Here is a 12,214-nt window from a genome sequence, read left to right as displayed (position 1 = left end):
TTTACTTAAAAAAAAATAATTATCTATGAAAATTAAAAATATACTTCGTAAAAATCCTGATTCAAGGTGTTTTATTGATCTGCGAATATTTCGAACTACACTAACGATTCTTTTTTTTTACTTTTTTTCATTTTTTGGGTATTCACAAACCACCTATTATTTAGATGCCACGAATGGCTCTGATGATAGTAGTGGTACTTCAATAAATTTAGCTTGGCAAAGTTTAACTAAAATTTCAATGCAGGTTTTACAACCAGGAGATGAGGTGTTGTTTAAAAAAGGCGAGCGATTTGATGGTCATTTTGTTGTAAACGGTTCTGGGACTCAAACTCAACCCATACTAATTTCTTCTTATGGAACAGGCAATAAACCTATAATTACAGGTGAAGTGGGTGCAGCTGAAGGTGGCGATTACCAAGAGGCCATTTATGTAAATAATAATGAGCATATAATTTTCGACGATTTAGAAATTAACAATGAAAGATTGGTAACAAGAAATGGTATTGATGATAAAGATGCATTTGGCATTTATATTCATAATACAGGGCCGGATGTATTAAGAAATTTCACGTTTAGAAATCTCACGCTTCAAAATGTATATGCTGTCCAGCCTATGCTAGACCCAGAAGATTTTAATGGTTTAGAAGTTGCAGGAATACGTTTTTTTTCTACTTGGAACACTGCCAATAATCACAAAAACATTCAGGATGTCCTGGTTGAAGATTGTTATTTTACAGATTTACAACGCTTGGGGGTACACGTTAAACATGATGGAGGCAATGGCGATGATGATGAATCAAGAAATAAGAATTTTGTGTTTAGAAATAATACCTTTTACAAAATTGGAGGTACATGTATATTGCCAACCCGAACTTACAATTGTTTAATAGAAAATAACATTTTTGACTATCCTGGAGATAACTCAGATCCAAGAATGCCTGCAAGAGGGAGCTCGGTTTGGACGTGGCGTAGTATCAACACCGTTATACAATACAACCAATGCTTACACATACGAGGATATTTAGATTCTCACGGTATTCATGTAGACCATGAAAATGTAAATACATTTATTCAGTACAATTATATGGAAGACTGCGAAGGTGGGTTTGTAGAAATACTGGGTGGTAACGTAAACGCGGTTTACAGGTTTAATGTTAGTGTAAATGATGGATGGCGAGAAAATCCGGGTTGGACAAATAGCAATCATACCATCTGGATAAATGAAAAAACTCCCGGAGATCAAGTTCACTATTCAGACGAAAGCTATATCTATAATAATACGGTGGTAATGAATTATAATTATTCTACTGCAATAGATATAGATGCCACCAATACACATATTTACAATAATATATTTTATGCTATAAATGGTGCTTCTTTAGGAGGTAAACAAATGGTAATAAGAAACAATGGTACGCCACTTTTTATGACTAACAACCTGTTTTTTGGAAGTGTACGCGGTAGTTTTAGAAATAGCGATTCTAGCCCTGTAGATGGGGAACCCTTTTTTAATAATGAAAATTCAGGAGACAAATTTGGCTATCAATTAAACACAAATAGTAATGCCATCAATACAGGTGTTGCTCATCAAGGACCTCCAGTAGCTGAGGCAGGAATAGGAATTTTTGTAAATGTACCGGAATACCCAAATGTAGATTTTTATGGACATCCTATAGATTTATCATCTGGTACCCCAAACATAGGGGCTTGTAATGCTAAAAATGGTGAACTTCTATCGACTGATAATGTTAAGCTTGCAGATAATTTTAAAATTTATCCCAATCCAACAAATAAATTTATTAGTCTTACTGCAAAAAGTATTAATAAACACTCAAAATTAATTATATATAATACACTGGGACAAATTGTGATGAAACCTCTGTTTAAAGAATTTATCGATGTTTCTAATTTAGAGAATGGTGTTTACTTTCTTAAAATAAATGATATACAAACGAATAGATTTATTGTGAATAAATAGTATTTTCACGTATGTTTTTAATTATTATAATAATGTCAAAGGATAACTATATTGATTTAGATGAAGAAAGAAAAAATATTTCAAACTAAATCAGTGTGTTTTTATAACTCTTAATATCTTCCGAATAGATTATTTTATGGGTTCAAAATTTAAAGTGTCGTCAGTTAGTTGCCTGTTAAAAAACACCAAAAACAAGTGTTTTGCTTCTTTTAAAAATCATCTATCAGTTCTCAAAAAAACATATATTAACATTGTACTTTTTAAAACATGCAAAATTATTGAACTAATTTACAATACCTCTTTATCGTTTAATATAAAAACTAAAAAGCTCCCAGTATAGTTTACTATATTGGGAGCTTATATATATAACGTTATAAATTATTTTTTGATAAACTTTTTAGCAGTTGAAGCGCCATTTTTTGCAAACACTTTCAAAATATAAATTCCCTTTGCAAAGTTTGCCGTATTTACACTTTTCAGCTTGCCTTTTTGAGTTGTAATTGTTTTTCCTAAAACATCTGTAATTTGAATAACAGCAATCTGTTCTTCTGATTCGATATTTAAGATATTATCCACCGGGTTTGGATAGATTGAAAAATTTACATTAGAAAAAGGAACTTTAGCAGAAAGTGTAGGAGCTAACACTAAGTCTCCAGAGCTGGTTAAAGTCAATTCTTTTCCAGTAGTATCAACATCTACAGTAATTTTGGCTAATTGTTCCTCCGTAAGACCAGTAGCAACACCACCAAAATTCAGTACATTGTCTGCAAAATTAATAATGTTAAGCGTTTGGTTCGCGGCCCAAACTACAGGAGTACCTCCACCACTATGATCCTCAAATTGAAGAGAAGTCACACCTGGCCCTATAGTAACATTTATAGCATTAGTAGTTGTATTACTGTTTGCAAGTAAAATAAATTTACCTATGTTATCTTGATTTGCGTTAAATACCACATTAAGAAATCTATTATTACCGCTGTTACACCAAAATTGTACAGAATTACAAATGTTTGGCGAATTAATCGTTACGGTTCCTGTGCCATTTTCCTGCTGCCTGATTTGTTTGCCTGTCACGCCATTGATAGGATTTGTTGTATCAAAAATAAGGTTAGTACCTTTATATACACGATAATTTCCATTATAACCAGAGAAATCTGCAGTAGCGCCAATAGTAGCGTTTACATTGGTCATAAACTCTAAAGTCCCACCGCCTTGTAAATTACCTCCAAATACGTAATTATTTGCATCTGCACCTAAAGAACCTATTTGAGTAGTTCCACCTATCCTAAGATTGCAATTAATAGTCATAATGCTTGGTGTAGAAGATATATTTTCCAAAGTCCCATTATTATCAATAGTCAGTTTATTTACACCATTGATTGTCACATCTGATGCGCCCGCAGTATTTATCAATCTTGATTGAGTATAATCAGCATCGACATTAGAAGTTGCGACATCAATAATTGTTGCTTGACCCGCTATAGGTGTTCCACTACTCCAACTACCTGAACTCCAATCGGGACCTACTGTTAAAGTCGTCTGACCAAAAGTTGTTAGTGAAGTTGCAAAAAGCATCATTAAAAGGTAATTTTTATTCATAATTATTAGTTTTAGAAATTGAATTGTTTAGTTTTTGTGACAATGAACTTAAATAGAATCAAAAATATATTGCAGGAATTACCCTTGTTACTCCACTTTTTACCTCTAAGTCAATGGTTTTCAGTTCACCGTAATTAATCGCATATTATCGGCAGAATTTTGTAAGTTTTTTTTGAACATCTTAGCAACCTATCAAAGATCTTAAGAGAAAGGTGAACTTTATTTTACTTAAAAAAATTATTAGCTTTTCGCAAGATTGAATGAAAATGTTAATCAATAACTAACCATAAATATGGTATAGAAGTTGTTTTTGGGATAAAGAAATTGGCAAACTTATTATGTTTCGGTGTGTAAATTTTAATCTTATTTTAGTTACAATAAGCGACATTCTTTTTTAAGGTTTAAACTTCTTCTCAGTGCCCAATGTGCATATGGAATACTGTTTTTTTTCACTTGTGAAAATTGGTAATTCAAGTTTGTATAGTTATCATTAAATAGCTTGTGATAAAAAACTACTACTTATGGGTAATTTTTGAACATTCCTTTAGATAATATGGTTATAAATTTGATTTTTTGAGATACTAGGGAATTAATTAGTTTATTCGACTTATTACGGTAAATAATATTCACTCCAGTTAGTTTCAATTTTTTAAGCCATTTTAAAACAATAAAACAAATACCTACTTAAGTTTTTTTATAACCCAAAAATCGAATTAAATGAATAAAATATTAAAAATTAAAAGGAAGACAACCCTTATATTTAGAAATAAAGAATGCATTGCACTCATAGTGATATGTTTTTATTCTTTGATTGCAATTGGTCAAACTACCTATTATATCGACAACACCCAAGGCTTAGATTCCAACAATGGTACCTCAGAGTTAAGTGCATGGCAAAGTATAGATAAAGTTAATGCTACTGCTTTCTCTCCTGGCGATCAGATTCTATTTAAATCAGGACAGGAATTTTTCGGAAAATTAATACCATCATCAAGCGGGAATAATACTTCGGTTATTACATTTGGAAGTTATGGAGGAGCAACAAGACCAGTAATTAATGGGAAAAACTATAAAATGTGTATAGACGCTTCTGAAAAACAATATTTGACATTTAAAGATTTAATATTAAAAAATGATGCCAACGAAGATGATGGTACTCTAGAATCTGGGGCAGATAGAAATCGATATGGTTTTTTTGCTCATGTTCTTTACTCTGGAATAAAAAAAAACATCACATTACATAATCTCAAAATCCATAAAATATACCCAACAATCGCATCGGGGTCTGAAAACAGTGATGCCTATAAGGGATATGGTATTTATTTTACTTCTGATGGCATGGGGAATAATAATTTTTTCGATAATATTATAATTGAAGGTTGTGAAATTACTGATATAGGTTACGTGGGTATAAGCGTTAATAAATGGATTCCAGACGTCAATCCTCCGGTAAACCAATATCAAAAGAATATTAATATTAGTAACAATAATTTACATCATATTGGGGGTTCTGGTATCGTTTTTTTTAACGTAGATGGCTTTCTTATAGAAAATAATATCTCTAGATATACTGGCGATTATTCTCTAGATACCAGACAACATGGAAGAGGAAGTGGTTTTTGGTCCGTAAGATGTAAAAATGGTATTTTACAGTTTAATGAATTTTCTCATGTTAGAGGTGCCGCAGATTCTTGTGGTGCTCATATTGATATTGAAAATGATAATATAATTGTTCAATATAATTTAAGCTATGATAATGCTGGAGGCTTTGCCGAATTTATGGGGGCAAATACCAATTGTATTTATCGTTATAATGTTAGTATTAATGATGGTGCTCGAGTAAAATGGACTAATGGTTCAACCATTGTTAGTAACCCAGAAATGTACAGTCCTAATGGTGAAAAAAATGCTCAATCTGGTAAGATTATTTGGTTTTCTAATTTTACAGGATTTCAAGGTCAAACTAGAATAGGCTCCAATAATAACCATGTTTACAATAACACCATTTATGTTAGTACAGGAATGACTTCTCGCTTGGTAATTGGCGAGTCTTCGTACGATAATACTGTTAAAAATAATATTTTTTATATTGATGGTAATTTAATTTTTGAAGAAGAAGATTTAGGTTGGACTCCAGAAACTCCAGGCTTTGACAATTTATTTGATACCAACCTTTGGTATGGTAGCGGGAGTTATCCTAATATTTCTTCTGAAACACTCTATAATAATTCACAAAATGATATTTATGATAATCCGCAATTAACAAACCCAGGAGGATTATCCGTTAATGATTATTTGCTCCTTAATAGCTCTCCTGCCATTGACGCGGGGTTATTAATTAGTAATAATGGAGATAAAGATTTTTTTGGTAATATGCTATCAAGTAGTTTGCCTACAGATATTGGTGCTCATGAATTTAATGTTTCTTTAGGTGTTTCAGAACTAAACGACACTACTTTAAAAGTATACCCTAATCCAACTACAGATAAGTTACACATCTCAAACAACTCAAAACCAGTCTCCTACATAATTTATAGTATGTCTGGCCAGGAAATTAGTACCGGAAAAACTTCAGGTGCAATTGATATATCAAATTTTGAAACCGGAATGTACATTCTGGAAATTAAAGGAAGTCGAAGTCAATTAATTTTAAAAAAATAAAACGACAAGTTAAGTTATTCGTCATGAAACAATAAAACATTCAAAACTTTATAATTATGCAAAAAAGCAAAATCTATTTTTTACTGACACCCTTTTTAGGTATTCTAATTTCTTTGAACGTTTTCGCTCAAGAAACAAGGAAACCCAATGTTATTTTTATCATGTGTGACGATTTAAATGATTATGAAGGCGTTTTTGGAGGGCATCCACAAGCTAAAACGCCTAACATAGATAAACTAGCGGCAACTGGTGTTCAATTTGTAAATGCGCAGTCTAACGTGCCTGTTTGTCAACCTTCGCGTAATAGTCTATTTACCGGGGTTTATCCGCATGATTCTAAAGATTTTGGATGGACAGACCACAGAAAACAAGCTGTTTTGAAAAATAACAAAACATTAATGAAATTGTTTCAAGAAAATGGATATACAACTCTGGGAACTGGAAAATTAACGCACGGTAAAGCCACTGATGATTGGAACGAATGGGGTATGAAAGAACAACATAACTATGGCCCTTTCTTTTTTGATGGAAAGAAAACTTCAGTGAATCCCTCTGTACCAAGTCCGTACAATTCAATTGGTCCCATTGATGGTTCATATGGGCGTTTATCTGATGGAGGTATATCTCAAGGCGAATGGGGAGAAAAAGGACTGGTGTATGGCTGGGATAATAAACCTTTAAAATATACCAATGATGACAATCGTGATTTATTACAAGACGAATTGCATGCGCAATGGGCGGTTTCAAAATTAAACGACCTTGAAAAACGTGAAACGGAACAGCCTTTTTTTATGGGCATAGGTTTTGTAAGGCCACACACACCATTACATGCACCAGACAAATATTTTGATATGTTTCCTCTTGATGAAATTCAATTAGATAATTGGTTGAAGAATGATGAAAAAGATACTTATTACAACAATAATTTTGAAGCGAATAAAGATAATAAAGGTCCTAAGTATTATAAAATGCTATTAGAATCTTATGGTGGTAATCGTGAAATAGCACTAAAACATTTTCTGCAAGCCTATTTAGCCTGTGTAACCTTTGTTGATGAACAAATCGGAAAAGTGGTGGATGCCTTAAATCGAAGTAAATTTAAAGAAAATACAATCGTTGTTTTTACTAGTGATCATGGTTGGCAAATGGGAGAAAAAAGTTATTTATTTAAAAATTCACCTTGGGAAGAAAGTGCAAGAATTCCGCTAATTATAAAAACCCCTGAAACAAAAGGTGAAAAAGTAGAGCACCCTGTATCCTTAATAGATATATATCCTACCTTGATGGAATACTGCTCCTTACAAGGCGATACCAAATTGAACTCTAAAGGAGGTAATTTAGGAGGTTTTAGTTTGTTACCCTTTTTAGAAAATTCAAAAACCAAAGATTGGAGCGGTCCAAATGGTGCATTAACTGTAGTAGGAAATTATGGGTATGGAAATAAAAAAGCAATAAATAAACAAAATTATTCGTACAGAACCCAAAGGTATAGATATATATTATATGGAGATGGTTCCGAAGAATTGTACGACCATAAAAAAGATCCATACGAATGGAAAAATATAGCCCATAAAAAATCTTTAAAAAAAATAAAGAAAAGTTTAAAGTCTGAAATGCTTCATATTATTAAAACAAGATAAAGCGAACATAACTATGTGTAAATACCTGATAACAGTATTTTTGATGTTTTGGTTTCTTTTGTTCAATAATGTGAATGTTATGGCACAAAATAAAAATGGACGCCCTGCTCCCAAAGAAATTAAAGTTCCAAAAGGGCTAATTTACAAAGTAAAACATTACAGAGAAGGTAAATTTACTAGAGCTTCAGAAATGGATATTTCTTACAAGGAAGATGGAAATAAAAAAAAACCTGTAATTGTATTTATTCATGGAGGTGGTTGGACAAAAGGCGATAACGACCAAGTTGCTTGGCAAGTTTTTGGAGCAGCTCAACAAGGTTTTGTTGCTATTAGTATTTCATATCGATTATTATCGGAAGCCCCTTTTCCAGCTTGCATAGAAGATGTAAAGCAAGCCATTCGTTATTTAAAATCATTAAAAAACGAATTACCAATTGATGTGAAGAGAATTGGCGTTTGGGGATATAGTGCAGGAGCTCATTTGGCATTAATGGTAGCCTTAAGCCCAGACGAAGAGTTTAAAACAGCGTCTTATAATAACTATAACGCAAATATTAAAACGGTAATGGCAGTTTCTGCACCTACAGATTTTGTAGCTCGAGTAAAAGATAAAGGTACTCTTACAATATTAAGTAAATACCAAAATACAAGTATGGATTTTTTAGAAAGTATATCTCCAATCTCATACATCAATAAAAACCAGATTCCTGTGTATATGTTACACGGAACTAGTGATCCTATAGTAAAACCCTTTCATTACAAAAATTTTGAAAAAAAAATACATCAAACCCAAGTAACAAATTTTAAACTATTTGAGTTTAAGGAGGCTGGTCATATGTTTTATTTCAGAGATAGTAAAAACGTAAAACCAATTTTTCAAGAGTTTTTACAAAGTATATGACTTGTAAATTTAAAATTAATAGAAGAATATGAAATCCATAATTCCAGCTTTTCTTATCGTTTTTTTAAGTTGCCATCTTGTAAAGGACAAGATAAAAAGTAAACCACCTAATCTAATCGTAATTATGACAGATGATATGGGTTGGGCAGATGTTGGTTTTAATGGGTGCAAAGATATTCCTACGCCTAATATAGATCAAATTGCAAAAGAAGGTGTTCGTTTTGAAGATGGGTATGTTACATTTCCGGTTTGTGGCCCAAGTAGAGCTGGTTTTTTAACAGGGCGTTATCAAGATCGTTTTGGATTTACTACAAACCCCTCTATAAATCCTAGTAATGCTATTTCGGGTTTGCCAGTTCAAGAAGAAACAATGGCTCAAGTATTAAGAAAGGCAAATTATAAAAATGCAATTATCGGTAAATGGCACATGGGTACAAATGCTGTTTTTCATCCTTTAGAAAGAGGTTTTGATTATTTCTACGGATTTTTGTCTGGAGGTCATAATTATTTACCAGAAAGATTAAACATCAAAGACTTATCAGAAGTAAAACGAAAATGGCAATGGTATAGTACAAAAATCATTGAAAATAGAAAGCCTGTAGAAATTGATGACTATTTAACAGATGAGTTGAGTAATGCAGCCGTTCAGTTTATCAATAAAAAAGCAAATCAAGAAGAACCATTCATGGTGTATTTGGCTTATAATGCTCCTCATGCTCCATTACAAGCCACCGAAAAATATTTATCTCGTTTTCCAGATATAAAAGATAAGAAAAGAAAAACGTATGCAGCAATGGTAAGTGCTGTAGATGATGGTGTAGGAAACATTTTAAGAACGCTTAAAAAAAATGGTATTGATGAAAACACCATTGTAGTTTTTTTATCTGACAATGGCGGTCCAGAACAAAAAAACGCATCTGATAATGGTTTGTTAAAAGGTGGAAAATCAGATCTTTTTGAAGGTGGTATACGAGTACCATTTGCAATGCGATGGAAAGGCGTAATACCAGAAAATCAAACGTACACACATCCTGTTTCTTCTTTAGATATTATGGCAACTATTGTTGCCCAAAATGATATTAAAATTAATAAAGACCGTCCATTAGATGGGGTAAATCTTATTCCATTTTTAACGGGTAAAAACAAAAGCAAACCTCATGACATGTTATTTTGGAGAAAATGGGAACAAAATGCCATGGCCATTAGACAAGGAAATTACAAATTGGTTTCTAATACTCAGCAACAAAAAAATAAACCTAAATTATTTGATATTTCTAAAGATATTTCTGAAAAAACAAATATACAATTATCAAAAAAAGAACTTCATAATATACTTTTAAAGGAATGGAATATTTGGAACGATCAAATGAAAGATCGCGTATTTCCAACTCTTAGCGAAGATATTTGGTGGACAAACAAAGACTAAAAAAATATAAACACATGACTAGAATATTTTCTATTATCTTACTTATTGGTTTATTTTCAAACACATTGTTAGCGCAAACAATAAATGTTTGTAAGTTAGATACAAATCAAGATAAAACCTATCGTTTAGATGTATCGCACAATGCTAATGAAATTATTTTTAGTTATAAAAATTGTCACCTAGATCTCTCTGAGTTTACCTACATGGCTTTTGATATCATCAATAAAAGTAACAAAAGATTAATTGTTGATATCAGCTATCAAGGTCCTCAAAAAAGACATGTAAATCAAGGACGATTTTTTGTTTCAAAAAATAAAAATGAAATAAAAAAACTCATCTTAAACAGAATGAAACTTCCGGATACGTCAAGTTGGACGTCCAATTTTTCAAAAGTTAGAGGATTACCAGGTGGCTATGTTAGGCATTGGAATGCATTCGACTTAAAAAAAATAAAGTCAGTACAAATCAAAATATCAAGTAATCAATCATTAACTGAGACAGATACAATTTTTATCAAAACCCCTTTTGGATACAAAAATTTAGAATTCGCCAATAAAGATTTTCAAAATCAAAAGCTTCCAATATTGGATGAAATGGGACAATATGTTTCGGACAATTGGGATAGTAAATTAAACCAGATAAAGCCCCTTAAGTCGTTTGGCGTTAAGGATTTTAAAACGTATTCTAAGGAAAAATTTGAAACTCACTTGACTAAATATGGGGGTTTTAAAAATAGTCCCAAATTTAAAGCAACAGGATTTTTCTACACAAAAAAGCATAATGGAAAATGGTGGTTTGTTGACCCAGAGGGTCATTTGTTTTGGTCGCAGGGAATTACTGGATCTGGACGTGGTTCGAGTACGTCTACAGCAAGTAGAACCACTTTATTTCCAAAGTTAAAAACGGAACGAAAACAAGCGGTTTCAGAAGAAAATAAATTATTTTTTGAAAATCAGACGATTAATTTTTACAATTTAAATTTAAAACGAAAGTATGGCAAAGCATGGCAAAACAAACATGCACAAGTAACACTTGGACGCATGAAATCTTGGGGATTCAATACCTCCGGTGCTTGGTCTGATGCTTCGATTCAAAAAGACCACCCATATACACTCATTATACATCCAAATAAGCAAGGTGTTGGTAACATCGCAAAAATGGTAGATCCTTTTTCTCAAGATTTTAAGAACGATTTATTAATGAGAGCAAAATGGTTGGTTAAACATAAGGATAATCCTTGGTTACTAGGTGTTTTTGTGAATAATGAATTGCATTGGAAAGGAGAACTCGAGATTCCATTTCAGGTGTTAGAACTGAAAAAATCAGTTCCAGCTAGAAAAGCTCTGGAAACTTTTTTAAAGGATAAATATTCATCCATAGAAAATTTAAATACTTCCTGGGGAAGTGATTTTTCATCCTTTCAAAAAATAAATGGCTCTAACAAGCAATCCTATGAAAAGACATTTCAACAAGATATGATGGCCTATTTAGATTTATTTGCAGATACGTATTTTAAAACAGTTGCAGAAGTTATAAAGAATACACTTCCTAACCACTTGTATTTTGGAAGTCGCTTTCATGAGGAAGTAAAATACAACTCAGTAGTACAAAAAGCAGCTTCAAGATATTGTGATGTTATAAGTTTTAATATCTACGAATACGACGCTAAAGATTTTAAAATTCACTCGGAAATAGATAAACCCGCCATTATAGGAGAGTTTCATTTTGGAACTGGATCTCATGGGGTTTGGGGAACAGGTTTAAGAAGTGCTTACGATGAAGCTAACCAAGCAGCCTTATATGAACAGTATATCTTAGAAGCTTCAAAACACCCAAATTTTATTGGTGCACACTGGTTTCAATGGTGTGACCAACCAGCAACTGGTCGCGGACAAGATGGTGAAAATTTTAGAATTGGTATTGTTAACGTCACAGACCAACCCTACCAGAAATTTGTGGACGCTGTAAAAAATTCGGCAAAAAACCTATATAACAATAGAATTAATTAA

The 12,214-nt window shown here is 32.3% G+C and carries 7 protein-coding genes; 6 read left to right on the top strand and 1 reads right to left on the bottom strand.

Annotated features, from left to right (window positions below; translation table 11 throughout):
• Positions 1 to 25 precede the first annotated feature (25 nt).
• Entirely contained in the window at positions 26 to 1,978 is a 1,953-nt protein-coding gene (locus P8K68_RS08510; protein ID WP_300249558.1) for a T9SS type A sorting domain-containing protein, read from the top strand.
• Between the two features lie 378 nt (positions 1,979 to 2,356).
• Here P8K68_RS08510 and P8K68_RS08505 read toward each other — a convergent pair whose 3' ends face one another.
• Positions 2,357 to 3,577, bottom strand: a complete 1,221-nt coding sequence (locus tag P8K68_RS08505) for a T9SS type A sorting domain-containing protein (protein WP_300249555.1) — start codon at positions 3,575 to 3,577, stop codon at positions 2,357 to 2,359.
• Between the two features lie 717 nt (positions 3,578 to 4,294).
• On the opposite strand from P8K68_RS08505, the gene P8K68_RS08500 reads away from it, so the two are divergent.
• The 5 genes from P8K68_RS08500 to P8K68_RS08480 all read left to right on the top strand — a co-directional run bounded on the left by P8K68_RS08500 (position 4,295) and on the right by P8K68_RS08480 (position 12,214).
• Complete coding sequence (locus tag P8K68_RS08500; protein ID WP_300249552.1) at positions 4,295 to 6,238, top strand: T9SS type A sorting domain-containing protein; 1,944 nt, start codon at positions 4,295 to 4,297, stop codon at positions 6,236 to 6,238.
• Positions 6,239 to 6,294: 56 nt separating this feature from the next.
• Positions 6,295 to 7,878: a sulfatase gene (locus tag P8K68_RS08495; RefSeq protein WP_300249549.1), complete on the top strand. Its 1,584-nt coding sequence runs from the start codon at positions 6,295 to 6,297 to the stop codon at positions 7,876 to 7,878.
• A 79-nt stretch (positions 7,879 to 7,957) separates the two neighbouring features.
• Positions 7,958 to 8,779 (top strand): alpha/beta hydrolase, encoded by an 822-nt coding sequence (locus tag P8K68_RS08490; RefSeq protein ID WP_300249546.1) that lies wholly within the window; start codon positions 7,958 to 7,960, stop codon positions 8,777 to 8,779.
• 28 nt (positions 8,780 to 8,807) lie between these two features.
• Complete coding sequence (locus tag P8K68_RS08485; protein WP_300249543.1) at positions 8,808 to 10,205, top strand: sulfatase-like hydrolase/transferase; 1,398 nt, start codon at positions 8,808 to 8,810, stop codon at positions 10,203 to 10,205.
• A 14-nt stretch (positions 10,206 to 10,219) separates the two neighbouring features.
• A complete protein-coding gene (locus P8K68_RS08480; RefSeq protein WP_300249541.1) occupies positions 10,220 to 12,214 on the top strand; it encodes a beta-galactosidase in 1,995 nt (664 codons plus the stop codon).

Source organism: Algibacter sp., assembly GCF_029245835.1.
Taxonomy (GTDB): Bacteria; Bacteroidota; Bacteroidia; order Flavobacteriales; family Flavobacteriaceae; genus Algibacter_B.
Note: the sequence above shows the minus strand (reverse complement) of the source record. Positions and strands in the feature narration are given on the sequence as shown.

Excerpts from the sequence above, each read along its gene's own strand:
- P8K68_RS08510 (WP_300249558.1), top strand. The coding sequence starts at position 26 with ATGAAAATTAAAAATATACTTCGTAAAAATCCTGATTCAAGGTGTTTT.
- P8K68_RS08505 (WP_300249555.1), bottom strand. The coding sequence starts at position 3,577 with ATGAATAAAAATTACCTTTTAATGATGCTTTTTGCAACTTCACTAACA.
- P8K68_RS08500 (WP_300249552.1), top strand. The coding sequence starts at position 4,295 with ATGAATAAAATATTAAAAATTAAAAGGAAGACAACCCTTATATTTAGA.
- P8K68_RS08495 (WP_300249549.1), top strand. The coding sequence starts at position 6,295 with ATGCAAAAAAGCAAAATCTATTTTTTACTGACACCCTTTTTAGGTATT.
- P8K68_RS08490 (WP_300249546.1), top strand. The coding sequence starts at position 7,958 with ATGGCACAAAATAAAAATGGACGCCCTGCTCCCAAAGAAATTAAAGTT.
- P8K68_RS08485 (WP_300249543.1), top strand. The coding sequence starts at position 8,808 with ATGAAATCCATAATTCCAGCTTTTCTTATCGTTTTTTTAAGTTGCCAT.
- P8K68_RS08480 (WP_300249541.1), top strand. The coding sequence starts at position 10,220 with ATGACTAGAATATTTTCTATTATCTTACTTATTGGTTTATTTTCAAAC.